The following is a 25,960-nucleotide window of genomic DNA, read 5'->3' as shown; positions in this document are numbered from 1 at the left end:
AGAAACCGACTTCTAAGGAGACTGACCTGGGAGGTGACGACGACTGGATGTTTGGCGACGAGCACTTCTGCAGCGTCTGCGGTCGACCGGAGAGTATGGTCGACTTCGTGGCGCGCGGACCCGTCGGCTACCTCTGCAACGAGTGTGCCGAGGCGGTCTACAAGGCGCTCCAGGCGTCTCAGAAGACGGATGCGGTGCATGAGAAGTACACAGCGCCCACCTTCGACAAGCTCCCTAAGCCTACCGAGATCGTCGACTATCTGGATAAGTATGTGATCGGTCAGGAGGCTGCCAAGCGAAGCCTTGCCGTGGCGGTGTACAACCACTACAAGCGGCTCTACAGCCGGGGTATCCTCGGTAATGGTGAGGAGGCTCGGGTGGATGACAAGGAACTGGATGAGGTGGAGCTCGACAAGAGTAATATGATCGTCGTCGGGCCCACCGGCACCGGTAAGACGCTCCTTGCCCGCACCATCGCACGGATGCTCAAGGTCCCCTTTACCATCGTGGATGCAACTGTCTTTACTCAGGCAGGCTACGTCGGCGAGGACATTGAGAGCATCCTGACGCGACTCCTGCAGGCGGCCGACTACGATGTCAAGCTGGCTGAGCGCGGGATCGTCTTCATCGACGAGATCGACAAGCTTGCCCGCAAGAGCGACAACCCCTCCATCACCCGGGATGTGGGTGGTGAGGGTGTCCAGCAGGGGCTCCTGAAGCTCCTCGAGGGCGAGGATGTCAATGTCCCGCCCAAGGGAGGACGCAAGCACCCCGATGCCGAGATGGTCGTGGTGAATACGGAGAATATCCTCTATATATGCGGTGGTGCCTTCGAGGGTATTGAGCGGAAGATCGCACAGCGGATGAATACCCACACCGTCGGCTATGCCAGCGCCACACGGGGGAAGAAGCGGGAGCAAGGAGATGACCTGCTGAAGTACGTCACCCCGGCTGACCTCCGGAGCTATGGGCTGATCCCCGAGCTTATCGGGCGTCTCCCGATACTCACCTACCTTACACCCCTGAGCCCTGAGGCACTGAGGCAGATCCTGACGGAGCCGAAGAATGCGATCGCCAAGCAGTACACCAAGCTCTTTGCCATGGACGGCATCAAGCTGACTATTGATGACGAGGTGTATGACTTTATTGTGCAGAAGGCAGTTGACTTCGGCGTTGGAGCTCGTGGTCTGAGGAGTATCTTCGAGGGCATCATGACCGATGCGATGTTTGAGCTACCCTCCACGCGCAAGCGGACCTTTCACCTCACCCTGGACTACGCCCGGGAGCACTTCCGTGCCACCGATCTGGAGAGCATAGCGACAGAGGCGTGAGGATCGGGACGATAGACGTAGGAGAGCGCCCGGTGGTGCTGGCACCGATGGAGGATGTGACTGATCACCCCTTCCGCCGGATGTGTCACCGTATGGGGGCAGCTCTGGTCTACTCGGAGTTTGTCAATGCGGATGCGATCGTGCGGGACATACCCAGCACGATGCGCAAGATGGAGCTCTACGACGACGAGCGACCGGTGGCGATACAGATCTACGGACGTGATGCGGAGACGATGGCGGAGGCAGCTAGGATCGCTGCGGACGCCGGACCGGACCTGATCGACATTAACTTCGGCTGCCCGGTAAAGAAGGTGGCAGGCAAGGGTGCCGGCTCAGGTCTCCTGCGCGATGTGCCCCGGCTCCTCGAGATCACCCGGGCGGTCGTGGAGGCGGTCTCCCTGCCGGTGACGGTGAAGACACGCCTCGGCTGGGACAAGAACGACCTCATCATCACCGACCTCGCACCTAAGCTGCAGGACTGTGGCATAGCCGCCCTGACGATCCACGGACGCACCCGCTCACAGATGTACAAGGGGGATGCGGACTGGTCCCTGATCCGGGCGGTGAAGGCAGATCCGCGCATCACCATCCCGATCATCGGCAATGGGGATGTGACGGATGGCGAGACGGCTCACCGGCGATTTGAGGAGACTGGTGTCGATGCCGTCATGGTGGGTCGCGGTGCGATCGGTCAGCCGTGGGTCTTTGAGGAGATCCGGGCGATGCGCCACGGCGAGCCTAAGCCGCAGCACTCCAAGGAGTGGTACCTCGACTGCCTCAAGCAACTCACCGAGGAGAATATCGAGCGCATCGGAGACGAGCTGCGAGGGATCATCCATATGCGACGCCACCTTGCGATCACGCCTTTACTAAAGGGCATCCCGGACTTCAAGCAGCAGCGTGTGGCGATCCTGCGTGCTCAGACAAAAACCGAGCTCTTTGCCCTGCTCGATGATGCCATCACCCGAATCCCCGACTGACGACACATCGAGGTGTGTCGTCGCTCATTTAATTTCGATGGGTTAATGATTGACTTTTAGGCTGATGTGGATTTCGTTAGCTAGGGAATGCAAATTGGGACCGGGATGGTATTGGAAAAAACGGAAAGTCTTCTTACCTTTGCATTCACAAAACGGAAAGAACAGGGTCGGAAGGCAGACCCGTAGGTCTGACAGAAGCCGATAGTGCTACAATCGCCCAAGTGGCGGAATTGGTAGACGCGCTAGTTTCAGGTACTAGTGATAGCAATGTCGTGCAGGTTCGATTCCTGTCTTGGGCACCAAGAGCGGTGTCAGACCGTAATGCGCAGGTGGCGGAATTGGTAGACGCGCTACTTTGAGGGGGTAGTCCACGTATGTGGGTGAGAGTTCGACTCTCTTCCTGCGCACTCTTTTGTTAAGACGGTTTAGTTAGTTAAGATCAAGGCATATCCTACTCATCAGAGTGGGATATGCTTTTGTCTATGCGATGGTTCTTGTAGGGCAGTGAGGGGGTTGCCTCCCGATCTTAAGCGACGTGGTGTCGGATCAGTAATACCAGGGATTGGTCCGCTGGGGATGGCTGCTCTCCTGATACTTCAGATCCTGGAGGAGAGACGCATCGACGGCAATGGAGAAGTTGTAGGACTTATAGGGCCCTACGGGGATGAAGCTGGCACGCATTGACCAGCAGTGGAGGTCGCGCTGTAGGTTGCACGACATATTGGTGATCTTATTCAGCTGGAAATTGTAGTTGGCGGAGAAGTTGAAGTGCCAATTCTTCGTCACACTGAGGTTTCCATTGAAGCTGAGATCCTGAGAGAACTTGTAGGTGAACTCGCGGATCTTCGGATCGAAGGGGCCCTGACCCATGGTGAGGCTGTAATTGAAGCCCAGATTCCAGTCGATCACATTCTTACTGTAGCCGTAGGCATCGTACTCGAGGTCGCTCTGTCCGGAGGTGAAGAGTGAGCCTCCGCTACCGGCATCCGGAGAGTTGCCGGATCCTCCTCGTGGGCGCTGCTCGGTACCGGTGGAGTTGTCGGAGTCATCATCTCCCTCCTTCTCGTCCTTACGCCTTAGTCCTACCTTACCCAGTAATTCTCTGAGAGTTGTCGGATTGAGGTTATAGGAGAAGCTTGTGGATGTACCGCGGAACCAGCCGATCCCTTTCCCCGCAGCGATGCGGAGCTTGTCGACACGATAGGGGACTACCTTGCCGTCATACTCATAGTAGTCCCAGATGTATGGGTCAAAGGAGCCACCCAGCCTCAGGGTGAAGTCCTTAGTAAAGCGGAGGGCAATATTGGCCTGGAAGTCACTCCACCTGAAGGAGTCGGCGGCAAAGTTGTAGGAGGTGGAGAAGGAGAGGTTATCGATCAGACTGATCTTCCGAGCCTGGACACTGTCGCTCTTAGCTGCCAGCTTTGCCTCTACGTTGTTGCTCACGGAGAGACTGACGCTACCGCTCTTCCCACGACCCGGGACGCCGAATAGCTGCCCGTCGTAGGGACTGTACCACCTATCCAGCTGTCGACCGTCGCGACTGATGTACTGCAGATGCTCCCAGTAGCCAAACTTCGGGTCGGCGAAGTCTGGCTGGTAATTGAGCGAGATCGAGGGCTCCATGCGGTGACGGATCATCTCTACATTCTTCCCCGCCCACGGAACCCAGGACATGGGCTTGAAAAATCCGTAGACGGTCGTCGAGAGAGCCAGAGATGCGCGGAAGTCATACACTCGATTGAAGCCATAAGTGGTATCCACGGGAACGATTTTGTCCTTCTCGGGATCGTAGGCTTGGGTCACCCGGGAGCTGTACCATCGCTCATTGTAGCTCACGGATGGTGTGACCTTGAAGTAATTGAAGAGGTCAAAGGAGGCGCTCACCGGGATGGAGTGGTTGACGCCATTGCGCCAGTCCTTGATGATATTCTTCTTGAAGAGCTCATTCTCCTTTGTGGTGATCGAGTTGCGCAGCTGACCGGAGTAGGAGAGGGAAATCTTCTCGTACCAGCGCTCCTTGCCGACAGCCTTTTTTCGCTTAAAGGGGAAGATCCTGCTTGCCGACCAGGAGAGGTTGGGCAGTGTCACCGCCACCGTACTGTCCTGAGAGCGTTGCGTGATGTCGACTGATCCGGTGATGGACCAGGGACTATTGGGGAACCTTCTGGAGAAGCTGATCGAGGAGCTCTTCGTATTCTGACCCATCATCGCCTGATTGTAGAGCGCATTGAGGTCATTGTGGTTGTAGGACGAGGTGGAGAAATTGACGTTGGCAGAGAAGGTCCTGTAGGGATCCGCCTTAGGGTCTTGCTGGTGGGACCAGGCGATTCGGAAGTCTGTGCTCTCGGAGTAATCCCCGGCGATGCGGTCACCGCGCTTCGTCTTGAGGTAGGAGGCGTTGACAGATCCGCTGTGCCGGTAACGCCGGCGGTAGGTGGATCGTCCAGTAAGCCCCCACGAGCCCTTGGTGTAGAGATCTCCTGTCAGCTCGAGGTCTACATGGTCATTGAGTGCCAGGTAATATCCGCCGTTGCGTAGGTAAAATCCTCGGTCGCCCTCCTCTCCGTAGGTCGGCATAAGGAGTCCGGATGAGCGCTTGGTGGTGAAGGGAAAGAAAGCGAAGGGCAAGCCTATCGGCAGCGGCACGTCAGCCACGACAAGGTAGACCGGCCCGGAGACCAGATCCTTGGCGGGGCGGACCTTAGCCTCCGTCATGGCGATGTAGTAGTGGGGGTGCTCGTGGTTTTCGCAGGTGGAGTACTTGCCGTCCTTCATGTAGAGGTCAGAGTTCTCCATACGCTTGGTCTTCTGAGCCACCACATATCCCTCGCCCTGCTTCGTGATCACGTCGGTGATGTAACCACGCTGCGTCTTCACGTTGTACCGCATCGACTTCGCCTCGTACTCGTCCTGACCTGTGGTGATCTTGGCGTAGTGTCGCTCCTTCTGGAGGGAGTCGGGATAGTCGATGTAGGTAGAGAAGATGGTCCCCGAGTCGGTCTTCATCTCCATGAAGTCTCCCGTAATCTTATTGTCTCCATAATTGATCGTCCCCTCGCCGTACATACGCACGATATTGCGCTTGGGGTAGATCGCAATGGAGTCATTGGAGGTGAAGTCCATCGGGGCCTTGAGCTCACTCAGCAGACTGTCCGGCACGACACTATCCCTCTGGAGACTGTCTGTTGGGATGGTATCTCCGATCTCTTCGCTCTGCTTTTCTCTCAGGATAGAGTCGGCTGACTCTGTCGTACGGTCGAGGCTGTCCCTCAGTGCCGTTACTGTCTCGAGGGAGTCAGAGGGTATGGAGTCGGTGGCTACCTTAGGGGTCTCCTCCCTCACCGGGAGGGAGTCTCTCGCTGCCGCCACCTTTGCCACCTCCTCAGGGGTGATGCTCCGCCGGTGGACACCACACCCGGTAACGAGAAGTCCCACGAGGATCGACAGTGTGATCCACGTGCGGTAAGGATAGGAGAGAAAGTGGTGACCGTTAGCCTTCATGCAGTCCTAATAGTGAGCCCGTCGTCCCTTCTGTGACAGCTTCGAGCAAAGGTACTATTTTACTTGCTCTTATCTGTGGTCAGAAGCACCACTGCCACGAGGATCATCAGTATCCCGAGGATGCGGATAGGTGTCAGCACTTCGCCAAAGGCAATCACCCCAACCATCACTGCCGTCATAGGCTCCAGCGCACCCATCACCGCAGTCGGTGTGGAGCCTATGAGATCTATTGCCTTGACCAGCGTGATATTGGAGATCGTGGTGGATAGGACACCCAGCAGCACTAAGTTGGTCCAGTCCATCGCCGAGGCAGGTAGCACCATCTTGTCGTCCGCAATGCAGTAGAGGGATAGGAAAATAGTGGTGATCAGCAGGATGTAGAAGGTAAGCGCCTCGTGGCTCAGCGTCCGGGCCACACTCTTATTGACCGTGATGATGTAGACGGCGTATAGGAATCCACTTGTGATCACCAGAGCAGGTCCCTCGGGATTGATGGGCTCTGAGGAGGTGACCCCGCTGACGAGAGAGACCCCGGCCACGGCTGCCATGATTGCCATCATGCCTCTCTTGCTGAGCCGGACGTGGAAGATCAGCAGCATAAGGAGGGCGACGAATATAGGATATGTGAAGTGGAGTACCGTGGCCATACCGGAGGAGATAAACTCGTATCCGGTGAGGAGCAGGTGTGCCGTGGCAAAGTAGAGGAAGCTGAGGAGAAGTAGCCAGACGAACTGCTGTCTCGTGATGCGGAGGGATGACTTACGGACCAAAACGTATATGCTCATCGCCAAGGTGGCAAAGAGGAAGCGGTACATAAGGACCGTAGAGGTGGGCATTCCATCTGCGAGGAGTGGGACGCTGAAGAGAGGGATGAGTCCGAATGTAAAAGCTGAGAGAAGGGCGGCAGTGTAGCCCTCTGCTGTCTGGTGTCTTTTTTTTGCGATCTCTGTCATTCGATATGCTTATTTGGTCGCAAAGGTAGCTCATTTCCGCTACAAAGAGCGCCAAGGAGTCAGTCGTTGTCGGGCAATCGGATCAGAATCAGCACGTAACCTTTTATAGGTATATTAGTCGTTACTAATATCTGTAAAAGCTAATAGAATTACGTCAGAGGGTTGGGGTGCTTTCTATCCTCTCATAAGCCTTGCTTATCCTGCCCCAATGATAAGTTGCGATCTGAGTAATAGAGACTTGTATGGATGGTCTCTCGTTACTATTGGCCGCTGTCCTGGAGTATTATCGAGAGGGTGTCGAGCTTGTACCGATCCATCAGCGGTCGGAAGTGCTGCTCAATGGTGGGGCGCTCTCGGCGAAGGAGATTAAGTGCTACACTGGAGGAGCAGTGGATGATTATGGTGGACTTGCTCTCGTCGAAGGTAAAGACAGGTCGGATCCGTCGGAGCCTGATCCCCGGCAGAGACTGCCACTGCTCGAGGAATGCTCGGTGTCGCTCTAGGTCGGTGAAGAGGGAGGGCTTATTCCCCTCTCTCATCTCCTGCAGTATCTTACCCAGTGTCTCCGACCTATAGATGCGCATAACCCTCTCAGAGTACTGTAGAGACCCCGTCCTCCACCCGGACGATGGTATACTCTGTGTCCGGCACCTGGGCGATGATCTGATCTAGGTATTTCCTATTGGTATCGGTCATAAAGATCTGCCCGAAGTCCTCCCCGGCCACGAGGTGGACGATCCTATCGACTCGCTCCTCGTCAAGCTTGTCGAAGACATCGTCCAGTAGCAGGATCGGACTATTACTAGGGTAGAGTGTGGAGAGGATCTTGAATTGTGCAAACTTGAGTGCGATCATATAGCTCTTGCACTGACCCTGGGAGCCGATCTTCCGGATCAGCGTCTCCTCCAGGAGCATCTCCAGGTCGTCCTTGTGGGGACCGACAGTGGTATAGCCCATGTAGAGATCCGCCTGTCGGGTCGCCTGCCACGCCTCCATGAAGTCCTCGGCAGAGGGAAGGTGGTCTGTCGTGAGTGAAGGCTGATACCGGATGTCTACCGAGTCTCTCGACTCAGTGATGTAGCTGTAGTAGGAGAGGAAGATAGGCTTCATCCGCTCAGTCCACTCGGCTCTGTGCCTGACGATTGTCTCAGCCTCGCCGGCCATCTGGTGATCCAGGATACTAAGGGTAGGGAGGTCGAGGAAACCTTTATTCTTTAGGAGTGCATTACGCTGCCCGAGGAGTTTGTCGTAGTGCATCACTGATGTGAGGTAGGGATTGGACTCCTGGGAGATGAGCTGGTTCATGAATTTTCGCCGCTCCACGCTGCCGCCTCGTATCAGGTCTATGTCGGACGGAGCGATCATCACGACCGGTAGTTGCCCTATGTGATCGGTGATGCGGTCGTAGCGCTTGCGATTCCGCTTGATCACCTTGGGCTTCTCCGTGGTGATGCCGATATTGATCGCCACCTCGTCCTCATCCACTCGGTAGCCGCCTTGAAGTATGGCGTAGGTCTCCCCCTTCCGGATCACCATCTGGTCAGGCACATGGAGGTGCGACTTGGTGAAGGAGAGGTAGTAGATGCTGTCCATGAGGTTTGTCTTCCCCATGCCGTTGTTGCCGATGATGCAATTGAGCTTATCGGAGAAGGTCAGGTCGCAGCTCTCGATATTCTTGAAGTTGGTGAGCGAAAGGTGTTTCAGGATCATCTCGTGAAGTGCTATTACTGACGGATCAGCGTATTACGGAGACGAAGGAGCATCTCGAGACCCTTCAGTCCGGTGAGTCTCCAAGCTCGGTTAGCGAGTCGCACCTTTGGGCTTTGGTCGTAACTTAGGAGGTACTGGTGCTTCCGCATCCAGGGCTCTATGCTCTGCCTTTCCTCCTTAGTGAGTACATCCATATGGCTGAGCAGGATGCAGTACTCTGTGGCGTAGAAGGAGAGGAGTGCCTCTCTCATCCCAGGCGAAGGCTGGCTGTCAGCGAGCCGGAGCCCGTCCTCAATGATGAAGACGAGGTCGTGGAAGCGTCCCGGGGAGTACTCCCTCGTGATCGAGCCGTCCACCTCCTGTCGGTAGCCATAGAGGTAGTCGTGGAGGAAAAGACAGCCCTCTGCATGACAGAGAAGGCGCATAAACCACGGGATGTCCTCTGAGGTGATCCCCGGGATGAAGGATAGCTCACTCTTGATGAGGAAGTCTCGGCGGAGAATCTTGATGCAGGCACTCATTGGGGTGTCTCCTGACCGGAGGATGCTCCTCAGCGCCTCCTCACCACTGACTACCTCCGGGACGTAGTTGCCGAAGTCCGTCCAGCGACTCTGCCTTTCCTTAGAGAAATAGTAGACCCAATTGAACCCGATAAAGTCGCACTTCGGATGGCTATCCATAGCGTCAAAAAGCGTGGTGAGCGTATCCTGCCGTAGCCAGAAGTCGTCGCTGTCTAAGAAGAGGACAAACTCCCCCTGAGTTCTTGCCAGACCATTATTTCGCGCAACGCTCAGCCCCTGATTGGGCTGGTGCAGCACCTCTATCCGAGGATCGGTCGCCGCATATTGGTCACAGATCGTCCCACTGTCATCGGTGGAGCCATCATCGACGAGGATGACCTGCCAGTCAGAGAAGTCCTGATGCAGGACACTTCTAATGCACTCCTCGAGAAATCGAGAAGTATTGTACACCGGGATGACAATGGAGACGCGAGGCATTGTCAGAAGGTCGCTTCGGCAGAGAAGGTAGCTCCATCCCCACGGAAACCCTTGATCGGGGGCTGAACCTTGGTGATCGAGATGGAGGCCCGATTGATTGAGAGTGGCGCAGTCTCCAGCTCTTGCAGGATCCTATAGGCCACATGCTCTAAGAGGTCAGAGGGACGCTCCTCTATCATCACACGTCGTACCAGATCGTAGAGATCGGCGTAGCTAATCGTCTCTCCCACGTTGTCACTCATCATGGCGGAGTGCTCTGTAGGCCAGACAGAGAGCGAGACGCAGTAGGTATTACCTGCCACTTTTTCCCTCTCCTCCACACCATGACCGGCACGGAAGAGGAGGTTAGTGAGATCAATCCTTGTCTGAGTGATTTTCATTCTTTAGTCGCTTGATCTGATCGGTAAGTGAGTAGTCGTGGATGATGCGGAAGAGATCCTCCACCAGATCAGGCGAGATCCCGTAGAGCTCTGCCTGACGCCTGTGGTGATGGATCATGCTCTCAAGCCGAGCGGACTGTAGTGCGGGTAGGTGGTGGTTTTCCTTCCACGCGCCTATCTCTGTGGTCAATTCGGATCTCATAGAGAGGAGATGGATGAGGTCACTGTCGACCTTATCTACCTGCTCCCTGTAGGCGGTAAGGGCGCAGTCACCATGGGTGGACTCGCCGTGAAGGAGAGTGCTTATCTCCTCCGGGATGATCTGCTGAGCTGCGTCTGTCTGGGCCGTCTCCGGGTGGTAGTGACTCTCGATGAAGAGCCCATCGTAGTCTCTACGCAACGCCTCCTCAACGATCTCTCTCAGTAGACGACGGTCTCCAGAGATGTGACTCGGGTCACAGAGGATCGGGAGCTCCGGATTGTGAGACTTAAAGCGATCTACCGCCTCCCACAAGGGATCGTTACGGAGGAGACCACTCGCCACAGTGGTGAAACCTCTCAAGATCAGTCCTATACTTGTCAAGTGATGGTGCTGTAGTCGCTCGACTGCCCCTTGCCACAGCTGGAAGTCAGGTGCTATGGGATTCTTGACAAGTACGGTCAGGTCGCTGCTGTCGAGGACTTTTGCTATCTCCTCCACCACGAAGGGGGATCCGGTAGTGCGGGCACCGAGCCAGACGAAGTCGCACTTATACCTAATTGCTATCCGTGCATGCTCCGGTAGGCAAACCTCAGTCCCCACTTTGAGTCCCAGCTCGTCAGCAGCCTCGCGCATCCAGCGTAGTCCGATCTCCCCAACGCCCTCGAAGGCACCCGGTCGTGTCCGAGGCTTCCAAGCGCCGGCACGAACCATCCCGATCCCGCACTCCTTTAGTCGGCGCATGGTCTCATAGATCTGCTCCTGAGACTCAATGCTGCAGGGTCCGGCGATGATCGGGAGATCGCCATTAGGCAGTGTCTCCCCGGGGAAGAGTGAAGAGAGCATCAGGGATGGAGTATTCGTACTGCTGTCTCGACTAACTTGTAAGTATTGGATAGGGTGTCGCAGACTTCAGCCCCTGCCGCATTGGTATGCCCACCGCCGTTGAAGAATTTAGAAGCAAATTCGTTTACGGCAAAGCTTCCCTTGCTCCGCATGGAGATCTTGGTGTACTTCGGCATCTCGTGGATCAAGATCGAGAACTCGATGTCCTTAGCTGCAAGGGGATCGTTCACAAGCCCCTCCACGTCCCCGGTCTGGTAATTGTACTTTCCCTTATCAGCCATACTCAGGGTGATGATCGCAGTCTTGTACTGAGGGAAAATGGTGAGCTTATCAGCCATCAAGTGCGCTGTAAGACGCAGCTTATCGATGGTAAAGCTCCTATTGATTGCGTCGTAGACGGCATCCTTCCGCACCCCTATCTCAAGCAGCTCGGAGATGACCTGATAGATCTCGGGGTCCTCAGAGTTGTAGGCAAAGTTTCCCGTGTCCGTCATCATACCGGTGTATATAGCAGTGGCTGCCTCAGTGGACAGCCGGTCTCTCCATCCCATCGCTCGGATCAGCTCATAGACAATCAGGCAAGTGGAGGATCTGTCGGGATAGGAGAAAGAGAGGTCTGCAAAGTCGGAGGGGCAGGGATGGTGATCGATCAGAAGCTTGAGTGCATCAGACTCTTCCAGCGGGGCGCTCAGTTGCTCAACACGCTTCGTCTCATTGAAGTCAAGGCAAAAGAGCCCCTCCGCCTCACGTATCGCCCGGAGAGCCTCGTCTGGCTTATCCTTAGCAATCAGTGCCTCCGATGCTCCGGGAAGGAAGGCAAAGCTATCTGAGTAAGCCGTCGGGTAGACCACCGTGGCAGCGTGTCCCAGTGTCCGAAGGAGTGAGGCAAAGCCGAGGGTGGAGCCAACGGCGTCACCATCCGGTGAGACATGCCCCAAGAGTGTGATACGGCGTGGTACGGAGAGGAAGTCCTGTAGCTTGGCGAGGTCTTCTTTAGCAAAGTCTATCTTCATATCGTCTTATTTCTTAGGTCGGTTACCGGATCTTCTGCCGTCTCGACCACGAGGGGATCCTCCTCGTCTGCCGGAGCGACTTCGTCCTCTATCCCCTGAGGAGCGGGGCTTACCGGGCTTAAAGTCTGCCGGAAAGTCCGGTCGCTTGAGCTTGTAGCCGAGGAACTTCTCTATCCTGGCAAATGAGTCCTTATCCCACGGGGAGACAAAGGTGACCGCTGAGCCTCCCAAGTTGTCTCCGCGCGATGTGCGACCAATTCGGTGGACATAGTCCTCCGGGTCGGATGGCACGTCGAAGTTGATGATCAGCTCAATATTATCAATGTCGATACCGCGCGAGAGGATATCGGTAGCCACGATGACGCTGGCATGACCGTTCCGGAAGCGGTGCATCACCTCATTGCGCTCCTCTTGGCTCAGGTCCGAGTGCATCTGCTCGACCGAGTGCCCCTGCATGCGCAGCATGCGAGCCGCCTCCTTGACCCGCTTCTTCGCTGCTAGGAAGACGATGCACCTCTCCGGCCGTTTCTCATTGAGCAACGATACCAGTAGTGACAGCTTGTCGTCATCGGACACTATAAAAGCGGACTGGCTGATGCTCTCCGGTGGACGTGAGATGGCGATATTGACCTCCTTTGGCCGACGCATAATCTTGCGGGCAAAGGTCCGGATCTGCTCCGGCATGGTGGCAGAGAACATCACGGTCTGCACGCCTTTCTTGGGCAAGAGGGACTGGATCTTGAGTATATCCTCCGAGAAGCCCATATCCAGCATCCGGTCTGCCTCATCCAGGATGAAGAAACTCACCTGAGAGAGGTCGACTGAGTTCATATCAATATGGGACAGCAGACGCCCGGGGGTGGCAACGATGATATCGGCACCCTTGGCCAGCGCTCTGCGCTGCTGCTCGTACTCTATGCCGTCGGTCCCTCCGTAGATCGGCTGAGCATTCACCTTCACGTAGTAAGCAAAGCCGTCGATCTGCCGGTCGATCTGCTGTGCTAGCTCTCTCGTCGGCGCCATAATGACGCAGTTGACATGATCCTTTGGGTAATCCCCGTAAGCTAATTCGCTCAGGATCGGGAGGAGGTAGGCAGCAGTCTTGCCCGTACCGGTCTGGGCACAGGCGATGATATCCTCACCGTCCATGATAAGGGGGATCGTCGCAGCCTGTACCGGCGAGGGCTTGCCGTAGTTCATCGTATCCACAGCATCCTCGACATCGGGGTGAAGTCCAAAGTCATAAAAGGAGTCTATCTGTGACTCTTGCTTGGTCATATTTCTATCTTACGTACTGTTATTCTGTCGTATCTGTCTTGCGGATCCTCTGATTGAGGGTGTCTCTCAAGCTCTCTGCATCGGATCTGAGGAGCCACACCTGAGGAGCCTCCAGCGATATGTCGGTAACCACGCGGATCTGCGGGAAGCGCTCTGCCATCTCCTTGGCGAGGTTATGCTTCACTACCGCGAAGTAGATCTTCCCCTTTACCATCTCCAGCATCATCTCCAGGGGAGGTAGATCGATCTCGCTTGGTCGGATGGCTGTATAGGAGATATCGTGGAGGTTTTGTAGGATCAGCCGTGCCTCCTTATCCTCGGCAGAGTAGTAGACCTCTACCGGACTGGGACCACTCAGCACGTCGCCCCAGGAGAGACTATCCTGCAGGCTCATCAGTGCATAGTGGGAGCTACTGATGGGCTCTGTCGTGAGGAGGTCGGAGCTCTCCGTGAGATCAGTAAAGGTTTGCTGAGTCGCAAGTATATCGACCCTCTTCTCCCTCAGCAGATCTGTCCCGAGGCTCTTCTCTGACACCGGCACCCAGATATAGCTGATACCGGTTAGCAGCCTGTCTGCTACTGCAGGTAGGCTCCCCGAGATCTCTCCCTCGTCATCGATCTCAAAGAGCCCCGGCTCCATCACCACCGCTATCCGTAGCGGATGAAGACTGTCCCCCGTGGGGACTTGCACCTGCTGGTCGATCGGACCAAGAGTCTCCTGACGAGACGAGCTGGGTCGAAGGAGTATGACAAGGAGCACTCCGAGGATCACCACCAGCCCCACAATCACGGCCCTATAGGATCTACTGATCTTCATACTCAGGCATCAATTCTTCAGGTCCACGACCACTCCAAACTGTACCTGAGAGGGGTAGGTTGGGTAGTAGGGCATAGTAAAGTGATTGGGCTTAAATAGCTGTGCACCGACATTATAATATCTCACGAAGACGCGTGCGCGCTTGAGATGAAAATTGGCATACGCTGTCATCATCGGGGCATCTCCCCCGATAAGGATCTTATCCTGTGGCGTAAACATCTGCGTCGTCGGCTCGTAGTAGGGCGCCATATACTTGCTGTGCCACTTGGCATCCACACCCACCTGTAGTGTCATCACCTTGGCGATCAGTCCGCTGAAGTAGAGATTGGCATACGCAGCAAACTTCGGCATCGGGATCACGTAGCTGTCGCTGCTGCTCTGCCAGACGAAGGAGGTCTCGAGATTGACAAATCTCCACCGAAGTGCTTGGTCGAAGCCGGCGCTGATCACTCGTACGTTGCCCTCATGCTGGATCGGCTGATAGGACACTGAGTCAACTTGGTAGGGCTGCTGGATCGTCTCAGCTCGTACAAAGAGGTGGGACTCTGTCGCAGGGATAGTGAGGTCAGCTCCGAGTCTAAGCCGCTGAGTGTTCTTCAGATCCCTGTCCCAGGCGTGGAATGTACTCTTGAAGTGCTCCAAAAAGTAGGGCGGCACCGTATTGAGAAAGAGTCCATTCCCACTCAGGATCACGTCCCGCTTGAGCAGCTTCATCCTCAGATCCACGTTACCCCTCACATCGATCTCCCCGGCGCGATAGCCCTCGATCCCCACATGCCCCTGCACATACCACTTCAGGTGCTTAAAGGAGTCGCTCTTGATCCTCCCCCCGACAAGGGTGGAGTGGAGCTTGGACCCCTGCTCCTCGTAAGGGAGGTCCAGTCGCTCAGCATCCTCCGGCAGGATGAGTGGCTGCTTATTGATCTGGTAGTCGAAGGAGGCAAAAGCGCTGATGCCCATCTTCGCCCACTTATGGAAGCCCTCCATCAGCTCTACGCCCACGGTATTGGATATGGTAGAGCTGCTGAAGCGGTCGTAGGGATAGTACTTCATCCCCTCCTGCTTGGGGATGTACTTCTCCTTGAATCGATCAAGTAGGGCAGGGTCTTGTGAGACAAATTCGTGACCGCCTCGCTCGATCGTCAGGTCATGGAAGATCGATGTGACAGGGATAAAGACCTTCTTCACTACTTCGTCTTTCTCCTCGTTGTTGTCTTCGTCTCCAGTATCCTTCGGTGGTGCACTTCTCCTTAGTATCTTCTGCTCCTTAGGCACCTCTGCTGGCGCTGCCAGAGAGTCCGGTAGTGCTGCCACTTCCAGAGCTGCCGGCAGAGAGTCCTGCTTGGCCACCTCGTCCTTCAGAGGAGTCTTCGGGGCTTCGATCAGCTTGCCGTCCTTGTCGTACTCGCGATAGCGTCCGAGACGGTACCGATGGTGGAGCCGACCGCGACCATAGGAGGCGGAGTTCCAGGTGGACTTATATCGAGTCGGGATGTCACGCGGAAGGAGCGTGCGTCGTCCGCCGGCTATCTCCTCCACATTGGAGATATACCTCATGTCGGTGATGCCGCCATTCTCCTGATTGATGACGTTAGTATTCCCCACCTCGGCAAAGAGCTCATACCGCCCCTTGGTGTAGGAGCCAAAGATGCGGTACGTAAGCGCCTGCGATGCGGTGTTATTGTACACCCCATTGGCCTTGTCTATCTCTGCCTCACCGCCGAGATTGACATTGGGACCAAGGTTTGTCGTAAAGAGGGCATGGAGAAGTTGCTCCAGTTCGTTGGATCCGCCCAGCTTCTGCACACTGAGGAATGTGTAGGGAACCTTTGTGTCGAAGTACCTCGCCATGGTCCCTCTCCGGAGGAGGTGGAAGTAGGGCGCCAGGTAGTAGAAGTCTCCCCACTGGTCGATCGGCTGATCGAAGTAGACCTTGGACTGGTAGGGCCCTGCATAGGTGCCTAAGTAGCTCTCTGCGATGCTCCTGCCCTCGATGTGCTCCCGTCGGAACGAATTAAGCTTGAGGGTATCAAGGGGTGCCGGTCTTAGGTCTCCCGTGCGACCGGTCAGATAGTAACTCTCGAGCGTCCCATGTCGATCGGCATCGGTGTCGTCATTGAGCAATGAGTCCGGGGCAATGATACGATCCCGAAGTTGCTTGTCTATGTCGATCTGTCCCAGTGCCTTTCCGCCGGAGAGGAGCAGCAGGCAGCAGACTGCAAGGGTATGTAAGAGGCTTCTCCGGCTCATCTCGTAAGACGGTTGCCAAAGGTGAGAGCTCTCTTTGAGTGGAGAGCTAGCTCTTCATCGAGCACTCCTCCTCTCACCACCGGAGCTCCATTGAGTATCGTCCCGACCACGCTGGTGTGGAAGGTCTCTCCCTCGAAGGGGCTCCAGCCGCACTTGCTCCGGATCACCTCCTTCGTCACCGTGGTACTCTTATGAGGGTCTACCAGCACCAGATCGGCATAGTAGCCCTTGCGGATAAATCCTCGCTCCTCGATGCCGTAGAGTAGGGCGGGATTGTGCGCCATGTACTCCACAACCCGCTCGATCGGGAAGACTCCCTCCTGGACAAGCTCCAGCATAAGGGGTAGGGAAAACTGCACCAGCGGTCCACCGCTCTTGGCACCGAGTGCGCCACCCACCTTCTCCTCCGGCAGGTGGGGAGAGTGGTCAGTCGAAACCACATCGACGAGGCCGCTATTGATGGCGGCTCTCAGGGCAGCTCGATCGCGCTCGGTCTTGATGGCGGGATTCCACTTTACCCTTGCCCCAAGTCGCTCGTAGTCCTTGTCGGTGAACCAGAGGTAGTGCACGCAGACCTCACCGGTGATCCGTTTGCTCCTAAATCCCTCTGTCGTGCGAGACTTCAGCAGTGACAGCTCGTCCTCCGTGGAGAGGTGGAGAATATGAAGTCTCGCCCCTGTCTCCTCTGCCATGGCAACAGCTCGCCTACTGCACTCATAGCACGCCTCGCGACTCCTGATGAGGGGATGAAACTTTACCTCCGGGTCGTCTCCGTATAGTGCCGTATACTTCGCCTTATTGGCCCGGATGATTCTCTCATCCTCGCTATGGATGCAGATCAGTGTAGGACACTCCGCAAAGATACGCCGCAGTGTCTCCGGAGCGTCGACCAGCATATTGCCGGTGCTGGAGCCCATAAAGACCTTCACCCCCGGGGTGTGCTTCAGATCAAGTCTTGAGAGCAGGTCGACATTCTCATTCGTAGCGCCGAACATAAAGGAGTAATTCCCCATCGACTCCTCCTCGGCACGTCTCATCTTATCCTCCCAGGTCTCCAGTGTGATGGTCTGCGGGAGGGTATTGGGCATCTCCGCATAGGAGGTGACCCCTCCCAGTAGAGCGGCACCGCTCTCTGAGGTGATCGAGCCCTTGGCGGTCAGTCCCGGCTCCCGGAAGTGGACATGCATATCGATTACTCCCGGCAGACAGAGCAGCCCCTCCGCCTCGATGGTCTCGTCGGCAGAGGGTAGGGGCTCATCCTCGCGGATGATATCCGTGATGCGCTCCCCGGTGATGAGGATAGAGCCGCGGAAGGACTCGCCCTCATTGACGATCTCAGCGTTGTGGATTAGTAGTCTCTTCTCGTCTCTTCTCATATCCTGTAGTCTTGGGTATCTTATGGGTGAGTGACCAGTAGCGCATCTTCAGCACACCGAAAAAGGCTTCGCCAAAGATCCCGGAGCTCATCTTGCTGACACCAAGTCGCCTATTCACGAAGATGATCGGCACCTCCTGTATCTTGAAGCCACAGAGCGTCGCGGTGTACTTCATCTCGATCTGGAAGGCGTACCCCTTGAAGTGGATCTTGTCCAGGTCGATCGTCCGAAGCACCTCGGCACGGTAGCAGACAAAGCCCGCCGTGGCGTCATAGACCTTCATCCTCGTCACCGTACGGACGTAGAGGGAGGCGAAGTAGCTCATCAGCACACGACCGAGGGGCCAATTGACCACATTGATTCCGGTCAGGTACCTCGACCCCACCGCCACGTCAGCCCCTCCGCTGTGGCACGCCTCATAGAGCTTAGGGAGAGACTTGGGGTCGTGGCTAAAGTCGGCATCCATCTCCAGGATGTAGTCGTAGTCGTGCTCGAGAGCCCACTTGAAGCCGGCAATGTAGGCTGTCCCCAGTCCCTGCTTACCGCTGCGGCTGAGCAGGAAGACCCGACCCGGCTGCTCCTCCGCAATCTTGGTCACCTCGGCACCGGTGCCGTCGGGCGATCCATCGTCCACGACGAGGATGTCGAAGGAGGGATCGCTCAGCTCCAGTACCGCAGCCGTGATGGCGCGGATATTCTCTATCTCATTATAGGTAGGTATGATGACCAGCTGACGAGTCATAGTTTATTCTCTTTATCAGTGTGACTGAGGGCAAAAAACGTATAGGCGACGAAGACCGTGCCTATGACAAAGAAGAGGATCCACATGCTCCTGCCCTCGACGGCGGAGCCCCCGGCGATCATATACATGGCGGCGCCGAGGAAGTTCATCCGCATCAGTCGCTTAGCACGTACGCCGAGGTTACTCACTCGGCGAGCATCGGCGATGTGGCTGATGATGATTAGGAGTCCGCCTCCGAAGAGGGTCCAGCCGCCTACCTGGGGAAGCCATATATGGAGGATGGCTCCGAGGGCGCAGGCAATCAAGCCGACCGGGTAGAGGCTGCTGCTGATGGTATTGTGCGGTCCCTTCTGACCGCCACTCTGTAGGTCTGTCATTACTTTTTGTCCGGGTCTGTGAGCAAGTAGAGATCCTCATCCTCCTCCTTCATCAGATAGCGCTCTCTCGCATACTTCTCGAGCATATCACGCTTGTACTTGATCTCGTCGAGGTGCTTCTGAGACTTCTTGATCTCATCCTTATAATACTGATACTCCTCTTGCTTCTCCTTGAGCTGCCGGGAGGTCTTGATCTGAGACCAGATGCTGTGCTGGCCCGGCACCACCAGTACAACCGCAAATAGACCAGTCATGAGGAAGAGAGGATTAACCTTGCTCAGGAAGTCTCTCACCCTCTGCCAAAAATCCCTTACTGACATAATTGTAGTCCGATAAAAGAGCCGATCAAGTTCAGTGAATGTAGTACTAACTGACTACAAATGTACTAAATAATATGCCGCTGATGGATCTGTCTGCCATAGCGAGCCGGAGCAGACGCATTTGATCTTATACATAAGTCATTCAACTCATCGCAAGAGTGGGGTACGAAGCACCCCGATAGGGGTGCCCGCTTTTTAGCCCGGATGTCGAGGGGCGCAGCCCCGAAGACTCCGGGTTACGATGAGACTCTAGCCCGGCGACCCCGCTAGGGTGTCGCACTGATTGCCTGACTGGTAAGTGCGACACCCTGGCGGGGTCGTGCATATTAAAGAGCGTCTTCTTACCCGGGGTCATCGGCACTTCGTGCCTTGACCGCCGGGCTAAACAGCGATGATCCCTCCGGGGCTTTGCCCCTGCGGGATCGGCAGTCGGTAGCAGCAGGGGAGGGATCAGTCAAGGGGATTGCACAGCGACAGGGATTATCACTTCATTGCTTTAATGCTCAAATACGTCAGCCCTGCACAGCGAGCCGGACCTGGGAGGTGAATGCGGGATCCGCATACGCCCGGCACACAACCTTGGTCCTCGACTCGTCGCTGAGAATGGCAGATGAACTCAGCTTCTTGCGGTCGGGTGTACGACAAGAGCAGTTGACCTCCAGACTTCCTCCTGATAGTTTACTCCCAAGGGGAGCTGCAAATATAGCACCCCCACGAGGAGCCGTTGTCTCGTATAGTCTCCTGCGATCCTCTTACTGCAAAAATAATCCTAACCACCGGGACGGAACAGCCCCGGTCGGGGTCAGTCAGTAGGGGCGTGCTTTCCGTTATCAGGCGCTACTCTCCTCTATACTTCTTGAAGTTCTCCGCCTGCTCAAAGATCTCCTTGAATACTTCATCATTTGTTACAGGTGGATAGCCATACTCGGCAAGTACCAGGATGAGGTCCATCTTTAGCTCAGACTTGATATCGGAGCGATTTGCCCAGTCGGTGTACTTAGACTTGTCATCGACGATCGCCTTGATCCTTGTAGCCAATGCGAGCAACTTATCCTCAGGGTATTCGAAGCCAAACTTCCTTGATATCGCTTTCAGAATGTCGTAAAAAGCTTTCTCCTCATAGGATATCCCCAGGTCGTTAAAGGATGCCTTCTCCTTATGGACCTCGGAGAGTAGCTGTGCCATCTGGTCTGCAACTTCATTGATGACGTCATTGGCGAAGACCGCATCATCCTTGCGACTATTGTACTTCTGTACAAGTGCGTTGAGCCGCTCCGAGAAGTCCACTCCTTTGATCTTATTCACCTTCTTGAAGTCTGTGATCACCGTCTTCAGGAGTCGCTCCATAAGCTTTACCTTCATATTAGGTAGCTTCAGCTTCTGCAGTCGCTCCATATACTGCTCACTCAGCAGATCGAGGTGCTCCGTCTTACTATCCATCTGGATAATCTCCTCTACGCCCTCCGACCGGAGTGCCTCCTCTATCATCTTATCGACCCGAGCATTCATCTGAGAGAGGTCTGGCGTGTCCCCCTTGGTCAGCTTGTAGATAATAGAGCGCACTCCGGAGAAGAAGTGGATATCCTCCCGCTCCTCATAGCTGATCACGTCGCTATTAGAGCAGAGACTATAGGCTGACTTCATTTTCCGTACATGACCCATGAAGCGTGTTTCCAGCTCCTTGGTCGCTTGTATATACTCAGCACCCCTATTGAGGCAATGCAGCTGCTCGAGTGGCTTGCCGTGTGTAAATGGGGAGCGATCAAAGGCGTGAAACATACGACGAAGTATGTCCAGCTCGTCCTTGACCATGGCGACCGACTCCTCCACCATCTCCACGCTATCTATATCGTCACCACTCGCGGCATACTTGCTCAGAGCTGCGTTCATATTCTTCTTGATGCCGATATAGTCCACCACCAGGCCTTTCTCCTTACCAGGGAATACTCGGTTTACCCTCGAGATAGTCTGTATGAGTGTGTGCTGCTGCAGCGGCTTGTCTATGTACATCGTATCCAGACAGGGTACGTCAAATCCCGTCATCCACATATCCACCACGATCACCACCTTGAAGTTGGAGTCAGGATTCTTAAATTCCTCATCCAGCCCCTTCCGCTCCTCATCACTACCCAGCAGGTCGTAGAGCTCTTTGTCATCATCCTTGTTGCGGGTCATCACCAGCCTTATCCGCTCTATCGGCTTGGACTTATCGCCATATGGGATCTGATCATCAGCCACATGCATACTGGAGATGAGGCCTACTTCCCTCCTCTTACGGGCTTGCGACCCTCGCTTCTCGAGCCACTCCGGTCGGAGAGCCACGATCCGCTTATAGAGGTCAAAGGCTATAGACCGGTTAGAGCAGACGATCATCGCCTTCCCGCAGACCGAGCTACCCTCTTTGATGCGTCCCTCATAGTGCCGGAGGAAGTCCTCCGCCACCGCTTGTAGTCTATTGGGGCTGCCGAGGATACTCTCCATACGAGTCACCGCCTTCTTGCTCTCCTCTATCTGATACTCATTGGTCCCCTCCTCAGCGCACTGCTCATAGTACCTCTCTATCTCATCCAGCTTCTCTTGGTCGAGGAGTACCTTCGCTGCTCTTCCCTCATAGACGATACGGCGAGTGATCCCATCCTCGACTGATTCTGTCATGGTATAGGCGTCCACCACCTTGCCGAAGACATCAATGGTCGCATCTATCGGAGTGCCGGTAAAGCCCACATACGTGGCGTTCGGTAGAGAGTCGTGCAGGTACCTGGCAAAGCCGAAGCTACGCTTCACCCCCTCCTCTGTCTGCACCACCTGCTCCAGGAGATTGGTCTGCGAGCGGTGTGCCTCGTCCGAGATACAGATGATATTGGCACGATCGGAGAGTAGACCGGCCTCCTTGGTAAACTTGTGGATGGTGGTGAGGAAAACGCCTCCGCTCTGTCGACCTCGTAGCTGTAGCCCCAGCTCCTCTCTGCTCTCCACCTGTCGTACATAGTCATCACCGATAAAGTGCTTTGCCTGCAAGAATAGCTTAGAGAGCTGCTCGTCCAGGTCGGTACGGTCTGTGATCAGTAGGATCGTAGGGCTCGCAAAGACCTTGCTCCGCATCAGTAGACGGGTGAGGAAGAGCATGGTCAGGCTCTTACCGCTGCCCGTAGCTCCGAAGTAGGTACCCCCCTTGCCGTCACCCTCGCCATGGATGCGCGATCGCTCTAGGATGTTACTGTAGAGCTTGCGAGCAGCGAAGTACTGAGGATAGCGACAGACGATCTTCTCCTCCCTCTTGGAGCTGTCGGGGAAGAAGACGAAGTTGTGGATCACATCCAGCAGCCTCTCCCGTGGGAATAGTCCATGCATCATGGTCATGAGCGACTCCACCCCCTCTCTTGGCGCCTCGTCGGGCTGTACCTTACGCCACGCATAGAAGTAGTCGTAAGGAGCGAAGAGAGAGCCACACTTGCTATTGACCCCATCACTAATGACCACAAAGGCGTTGTACCTAAATAGCTCAGGGATGTCTCTCCGATAGCGTACCGTCAGCTGTGTATAGGCATCACGGATAGTGGTGTCCTCCTTAACGGCACTCTTAAACTCCAGCACCACCACCGGCAGTCCATTGATATAGACCACCCCGTCCGGTATCCGGCGCACCTGACCTACGATCTCCAGCTGATTGACGATCCTAAAGATGTTATTAGGGACGCTCTCGAAGTCTATCGGTCGTATATGGATATTGGGCTGGTTGCTATCCTCTCGCTCAATACTAAATCCATCGCTTATCAAGCGCATCATACGAGCATTCTCCTCATAGTCTGAGAGTCCTTCGTTTGCCGTTAGCTTCAGTATCACCCGCTCCACCTCCAGCTGAGAGAGGTCCGGATAGCAGCTCCTCAGATAGCTCCTCAGGTCGTCCCTGAGCAGTACATGCGACACCTCCTTATGGATGGTGTCTCCACAACTATAGATATACCCCTCCTCCTGGAAGAGCTCCATTATCCCCAGCTCTAAGGCGTGCTCATTGAAGTGTGGCATGATAGAAAACTTGACTTATGCGATTCTTGTTAGGAGTAAATCTTTCAAGGAGACTAGGTGCTTATTCTCGCTTTTTCTTCTAACCATCGAGTTGATTATTGACCTCATCCTTGAAGAGTATTCTTTCAAATCATCTTCTGGAGGAATAACAATCTCAATAGGCCTAACCATTGAAGTGTACAATCGAGTTTGACTAGTACTCCCTTGTGATATATGAACAAAGTAGTTTTCCAACTTAGAGATTGTAATCCATAAAAACTCCATTAGAAAGTCTTTTAATGGTCGTACAAGTGTCATGTTTGAGTCAAACGTAAAGTCTTCGAGGGGTTCATGCACCTGTGCACTTCTTCCTAAGGTTCCAGATCCTGTAGAATTGATCAAAATGTCTCCGTACCTCAGCTCTATAAACTCTTTCCTTGGAGTATGATTCCTAGCATAGGAAGTATCTACAAAATTATCGTGAATACATCTCTGCCCCAAAACAAAGCATTTGTCCTCCGTTGAATACTTAGGAATAATGCCTGCGGTGATTATTTCTGAGCAGTTTTCTATAGAGTCAATTCGCCAGCCGTCGGGGAGGTTGTCGGGGTCAATGTCCTGGACAAACATCTTGTTGTAGAGAGCTTGGGCGGTCTCTTCGAGGTTGGCACAGATGCGCTCATTCAGGGCGATACGACGAGTGATCGTCTCATATTGAGCCACAATCTTCCGCTGCACCTCAATATCAGGGATAGGCAGCCGAACCTCACACATCTCCTCCCAGTCAAAAACCTCTCGGGCACTACCGTGAGACTTAAAGCGTGCATAGCGATCAAACTCCGGTCGCCTAAACCACATCATTAAGTAGTCAGGCAGAAGCTGAGTCTGGTCCACCACCTCGAAGACAGTATAGGCCTGTGATACGATCGCCTTATCTTCCTGCATTAAAGCGACAGAGAGCTTATCTCCATTACGAGAGGTGACAGTGACATAAGCAAACTGCCCTTTCGTTATGACTTTGTATTTGGACATATCTGTGCCGATCGTATTGGCAATGGATGGGATGAACTCTTTCGCATTGCTTACCCCCAGTAGAGTCTCGACCTCGAGCTCTTTGTTGCGGATATCGACCGGCTGTATATAGTCGCCCAGCCTCTTATAGCTTGATCGCCCCATTATGCCTTTCCTTTGGTTAGTTTTGACATTAGGGTGATCAGCTCCTTACGTGAAGCTGCCTCCTCCTCTAGTAGTTGCATCAACTCGGCATTGAGCTCGTGGAGTCGCTCATTGTAGTCGATACCCTCATCACGATTGATAAACTCAATGTACTTACTCGGCACTAAGGAGTAGCCTCTCTCGGCAATCTCCTCGATAGTGGCGGAGTAGCAGTACTCTGGTACGTCGTGGTACGACTTGTCCCCCTCCTGCTGCCACGTGTGGAAGTCATCAGCTATCTCCGCAATCTGCTCCGGGGAGAACTGAATGTACTTCTTCTCAAAGGGCTCTCCCCTCTGGCGCAGGTCCATAAAGAGAACCTCTCGCTCCCGATCGCGGTACTTCACCAGGACTTCATTTTGGGTGACAGTACGTGCCTTCTTATTCTTATTCAGTATCCAGAGGGTGACACTGATATCAGTGGAGTAGAACATATTACGAGGCAGTATCACGATCGCCTCTACCAGCCTATTCTCTATCAGCTGCTTGCGGATCGCCTGCTCTGTGCCCTCACCGCTGAGGGCTCCATTCGCAAGGAGGAAGCCCGCCACTCCGTTGGCGGAGAGCTTGGAGACGATATTGAGGATCCAGCCATAATTGGCATTACTGGTGGGCGGCACCTCGTAGCCGGCCCAGCGAGGGTCGTCCACTAATTCACTCTCAGCACGCCAAGCCTTCTGATTGAATGGAGGATTGGCCATGATGAAGTCCGCCTTGAGATCCTTGTGCTGGTCGTTGTGGAAGGTGTCAGCAGCTACTACGCCAAGGTTGGAGGCGATACCACGTATGGCGAGGTTCATCTTTGCCAGCTTGTAAGTCGTATTGGTGTACTCCTGACCATAGACTGAGATATTCTTCTTATTCCCATGGTGTGCCTCGATAAACTTCATGCTCTGCACAAACATACCTCCCGAGCCGCAGCAGGGGTCGTAGATCTTCCCCTCGTAGGGCTGTATCATCTCGGCAATCAGATTGACGATGCTCTTAGGGGTGTAGTACTCCCCCTTACCCTTGCCCTCGGCGATGGCAAACTTGCTTAGGAAGTACTCGTAGACACGCCCGATCAGGTCGTGCTCACGATCCTTGAGGGTGTCGATCTTATTGATCTCATCCAGGAGCGCAGAGAGCTTGGTCTGATCCAGTCCGAGACTGGAATAGTAGTTGGAGGGGAGGGCACCTCTCAGGGAGACATTCTCTCGCTCCACGTCAGCGAGTGCCGTATCGATCTTGATGGCGATATCCGCCTGCTTGGCATGCTCCATCAGATAGCTCCACCGGCTATGCTCAGTGAGGTAGAAGACATTCTTGGCGTTGTAGAAGACCGCTTGATCTAGAAACGCCTCCTTGCCCTCAGCTATCAGCTCCTCTCGCCGCTCGATAAAGCAGTCATTGGCATACTTGAGGAAGATAAGACTCAGCACCACATGCTTGTACTCCGACGGCTCGACCGAGCCGCGTAGTTTATTGGCCGACTCCCATAAGCTCTCCTCGATGCTCTTCTGCTTTTTACCCTGTTTCTTCGCCATTCTCTACTCTGGTTGCCTGTTTCCTTAGTATCTACAAACTTACAGATTTAATCATTGCTGTCCGATAGGCCTCAGGGGGGTATATGCAGGGCTGACGCATTTGAGTGGTACAGAAAACCATTTAGCTCATTGCGAAAAGG

The 25,960-nt window shown here is 54.7% G+C and carries 20 protein-coding genes and 2 tRNA genes; 4 read left to right on the top strand and 18 right to left on the bottom strand.

Annotation, left to right across the window (positions count from 1 at the left end):
- Positions 1–47 precede the first annotated feature (47 nt).
- The 4 genes from clpX (at position 48) to B088_RS02655 (ending at position 2,718) form a co-directional block, all read left to right on the top strand.
- On the top strand, positions 48–1,331 hold the full coding sequence (gene clpX / locus B088_RS02670; RefSeq protein ID WP_025081882.1) for an ATP-dependent Clp protease ATP-binding subunit ClpX: 1,284 nt from the start codon (positions 48–50) through the stop codon (positions 1,329–1,331).
- The gene (dusB, locus tag B088_RS02665) at positions 1,328–2,311 is read left to right on the top strand and encodes a tRNA dihydrouridine synthase DusB (RefSeq protein WP_018106860.1); all 984 of its coding nucleotides are present in this window, start codon (positions 1,328–1,330) and stop codon (positions 2,309–2,311) included. The genes clpX and dusB overlap by 4 nt, the downstream gene beginning before the upstream one ends.
- Positions 2,312–2,526: 215 nt before the next feature.
- Positions 2,527–2,613, top strand: a tRNA-Leu gene (locus tag B088_RS02660).
- A gap of 21 nt (positions 2,614–2,634) precedes the next feature.
- Positions 2,635–2,718, top strand: a tRNA-Leu gene (locus tag B088_RS02655).
- A 139-nt stretch (positions 2,719–2,857) separates the two neighbouring features.
- Here the strand turns inward: B088_RS02655 and B088_RS02650 are convergent.
- The 18 genes from B088_RS02650 to B088_RS02565 all read right to left on the bottom strand — a co-directional run bounded on the left by B088_RS02650 (position 2,858) and on the right by B088_RS02565 (position 25,820).
- Positions 2,858–5,815, bottom strand: a complete 2,958-nt coding sequence (locus B088_RS02650; protein ID WP_018106859.1) for a putative LPS assembly protein LptD — start codon at positions 5,813–5,815, stop codon at positions 2,858–2,860.
- Positions 5,816–5,874: 59 nt separating this feature from the next.
- Positions 5,875–6,768, bottom strand: a complete 894-nt coding sequence (locus B088_RS02645; protein ID WP_018106858.1) for a DMT family transporter — start codon at positions 6,766–6,768, stop codon at positions 5,875–5,877.
- A gap of 260 nt (positions 6,769–7,028) precedes the next feature.
- Positions 7,029–7,352: a hypothetical protein gene (locus tag B088_RS02640; protein ID WP_018106857.1), complete on the bottom strand. Its 324-nt coding sequence runs from the start codon at positions 7,350–7,352 to the stop codon at positions 7,029–7,031.
- A 7-nt stretch (positions 7,353–7,359) separates the two neighbouring features.
- Positions 7,360–8,478, bottom strand: a complete 1,119-nt coding sequence (gene recF, locus B088_RS02635) for a DNA replication/repair protein RecF (protein WP_018106856.1) — start codon at positions 8,476–8,478, stop codon at positions 7,360–7,362.
- 14 nt (positions 8,479–8,492) lie between these two features.
- Positions 8,493–9,476 carry a glycosyltransferase family 2 protein gene (locus tag B088_RS02630; RefSeq protein ID WP_018106855.1) on the bottom strand — a complete coding sequence of 328 codons (984 nt, stop codon included), beginning with the start codon at positions 9,474–9,476 and terminating at the stop codon, positions 8,493–8,495.
- Positions 9,477–9,478: 2 nt separating this feature from the next.
- Positions 9,479–9,856 carry a dihydroneopterin aldolase gene (gene folB, locus B088_RS02625; protein WP_018106854.1) on the bottom strand — a complete coding sequence of 126 codons (378 nt, stop codon included), beginning with the start codon at positions 9,854–9,856 and terminating at the stop codon, positions 9,479–9,481.
- The gene (locus B088_RS02620) at positions 9,831–10,901 is read right to left on the bottom strand and encodes a bifunctional 3-deoxy-7-phosphoheptulonate synthase/chorismate mutase type II (RefSeq protein WP_018106853.1); all 1,071 of its coding nucleotides are present in this window, start codon (positions 10,899–10,901) and stop codon (positions 9,831–9,833) included. Before B088_RS02620 ends, folB begins: the two co-directional genes overlap by 26 nt.
- Positions 10,901–11,914, bottom strand: coding sequence for a DHH family phosphoesterase (locus tag B088_RS02615; RefSeq protein WP_018106852.1), 1,014 nt, complete (start codon positions 11,912–11,914; stop codon positions 10,901–10,903). Before B088_RS02615 ends, B088_RS02620 begins: the two co-directional genes overlap by 1 nt.
- A gap of 6 nt (positions 11,915–11,920) precedes the next feature.
- On the bottom strand, positions 11,921–13,192 hold the full coding sequence (locus B088_RS02610) for a DEAD/DEAH box helicase (protein WP_018106851.1): 1,272 nt from the start codon (positions 13,190–13,192) through the stop codon (positions 11,921–11,923).
- Between the two features lie 19 nt (positions 13,193–13,211).
- Positions 13,212–14,009, bottom strand: coding sequence for a type 2 periplasmic-binding domain-containing protein (locus B088_RS02605; RefSeq protein WP_018106850.1), 798 nt, complete (start codon positions 14,007–14,009; stop codon positions 13,212–13,214).
- A 9-nt stretch (positions 14,010–14,018) separates the two neighbouring features.
- Positions 14,019–16,259: a putative porin gene (locus B088_RS02600; RefSeq protein WP_018106849.1), complete on the bottom strand. Its 2,241-nt coding sequence runs from the start codon at positions 16,257–16,259 to the stop codon at positions 14,019–14,021.
- Positions 16,256–17,635, bottom strand: a complete 1,380-nt coding sequence (locus B088_RS02595) for a dihydroorotase (protein WP_018106848.1) — start codon at positions 17,633–17,635, stop codon at positions 16,256–16,258. Before B088_RS02595 ends, B088_RS02600 begins: the two co-directional genes overlap by 4 nt.
- A complete protein-coding gene (locus tag B088_RS02590) occupies positions 17,595–18,377 on the bottom strand; it encodes a polyprenol monophosphomannose synthase (protein WP_018106847.1) in 783 nt (260 codons plus the stop codon). Before B088_RS02590 ends, B088_RS02595 begins: the two co-directional genes overlap by 41 nt.
- Positions 18,374–18,754: a hypothetical protein gene (locus B088_RS02585; protein WP_018106846.1), complete on the bottom strand. Its 381-nt coding sequence runs from the start codon at positions 18,752–18,754 to the stop codon at positions 18,374–18,376. Before B088_RS02585 ends, B088_RS02590 begins: the two co-directional genes overlap by 4 nt.
- A complete protein-coding gene (locus B088_RS02580; protein WP_038973856.1) occupies positions 18,754–19,074 on the bottom strand; it encodes an FtsB family cell division protein in 321 nt (106 codons plus the stop codon). The genes B088_RS02585 and B088_RS02580 overlap by 1 nt, the downstream gene beginning before the upstream one ends.
- A gap of 837 nt (positions 19,075–19,911) precedes the next feature.
- Positions 19,912–23,100: a type I restriction endonuclease subunit R gene (locus tag B088_RS02575; protein WP_018106844.1), complete on the bottom strand. Its 3,189-nt coding sequence runs from the start codon at positions 23,098–23,100 to the stop codon at positions 19,912–19,914.
- Between the two features lie 15 nt (positions 23,101–23,115).
- A complete protein-coding gene (locus B088_RS08435) occupies positions 23,116–24,255 on the bottom strand; it encodes a restriction endonuclease subunit S (RefSeq protein ID WP_018106843.1) in 1,140 nt (379 codons plus the stop codon).
- Positions 24,255–25,820 carry a type I restriction-modification system subunit M gene (locus tag B088_RS02565; protein WP_018106842.1) on the bottom strand — a complete coding sequence of 522 codons (1,566 nt, stop codon included), beginning with the start codon at positions 25,818–25,820 and terminating at the stop codon, positions 24,255–24,257. Before B088_RS02565 ends, B088_RS08435 begins: the two co-directional genes overlap by 1 nt.
- Positions 25,821–25,960: the final 140 nt, after the last annotated feature.

The sequence above is a fragment of the Porphyromonas bennonis DSM 23058 = JCM 16335 genome (assembly GCF_000375645.1).
In the GTDB taxonomy this organism is placed as follows: Bacteria; Bacteroidota; Bacteroidia; order Bacteroidales; family Porphyromonadaceae; genus Porphyromonas_A; species Porphyromonas_A bennonis.
The sequence above is the reverse complement of the archived record's forward strand: the minus strand, read 5'-3'. Positions and strand labels throughout refer to the sequence as shown.

Coding starts and splice junctions, on each gene's coding strand:
- B088_RS02595 (WP_018106848.1), bottom strand. CDS start 17,635: ATGAGAAGAGACGAGAAGAGACTACTAATCCACAACGCTGAGATCGTC.
- B088_RS08435 (WP_018106843.1), bottom strand. CDS start 24,255: ATGGGGCGATCAAGCTATAAGAGGCTGGGCGACTATATACAGCCGGTC.
- B088_RS02620 (WP_018106853.1), bottom strand. CDS start 10,901: ATGCTCTCTTCACTCTTCCCCGGGGAGACACTGCCTAATGGCGATCTC.
- B088_RS02590 (WP_018106847.1), bottom strand. CDS start 18,377: ATGACTCGTCAGCTGGTCATCATACCTACCTATAATGAGATAGAGAAT.
- B088_RS02610 (WP_018106851.1), bottom strand. CDS start 13,192: ATGACCAAGCAAGAGTCACAGATAGACTCCTTTTATGACTTTGGACTT.
- B088_RS02565 (WP_018106842.1), bottom strand. CDS start 25,820: ATGGCGAAGAAACAGGGTAAAAAGCAGAAGAGCATCGAGGAGAGCTTA.
- B088_RS02640 (WP_018106857.1), bottom strand. CDS start 7,352: ATGCGCATCTATAGGTCGGAGACACTGGGTAAGATACTGCAGGAGATG.
- B088_RS02605 (WP_018106850.1), bottom strand. CDS start 14,009: ATGAAGATCAGTAGATCCTATAGGGCCGTGATTGTGGGGCTGGTGGTG.
- clpX (WP_025081882.1), top strand. CDS start 48: ATGTTTGGCGACGAGCACTTCTGCAGCGTCTGCGGTCGACCGGAGAGT.
- B088_RS02645 (WP_018106858.1), bottom strand. CDS start 6,768: ATGACAGAGATCGCAAAAAAAAGACACCAGACAGCAGAGGGCTACACT.
- B088_RS02615 (WP_018106852.1), bottom strand. CDS start 11,914: ATGAAGATAGACTTTGCTAAAGAAGACCTCGCCAAGCTACAGGACTTC.
- B088_RS02580 (WP_038973856.1), bottom strand. CDS start 19,074: ATGTCAGTAAGGGATTTTTGGCAGAGGGTGAGAGACTTCCTGAGCAAG.
- B088_RS02575 (WP_018106844.1), bottom strand. CDS start 23,100: ATGCCACACTTCAATGAGCACGCCTTAGAGCTGGGGATAATGGAGCTC.
- recF (WP_018106856.1), bottom strand. CDS start 8,478: ATGATCCTGAAACACCTTTCGCTCACCAACTTCAAGAATATCGAGAGC.
- B088_RS02630 (WP_018106855.1), bottom strand. CDS start 9,476: ATGCCTCGCGTCTCCATTGTCATCCCGGTGTACAATACTTCTCGATTT.
- B088_RS02600 (WP_018106849.1), bottom strand. CDS start 16,259: ATGAGCCGGAGAAGCCTCTTACATACCCTTGCAGTCTGCTGCCTGCTG.
- folB (WP_018106854.1), bottom strand. CDS start 9,856: ATGAAAATCACTCAGACAAGGATTGATCTCACTAACCTCCTCTTCCGT.
- B088_RS02650 (WP_018106859.1), bottom strand. CDS start 5,815: ATGAAGGCTAACGGTCACCACTTTCTCTCCTATCCTTACCGCACGTGG.
- B088_RS02585 (WP_018106846.1), bottom strand. CDS start 18,754: ATGACAGACCTACAGAGTGGCGGTCAGAAGGGACCGCACAATACCATC.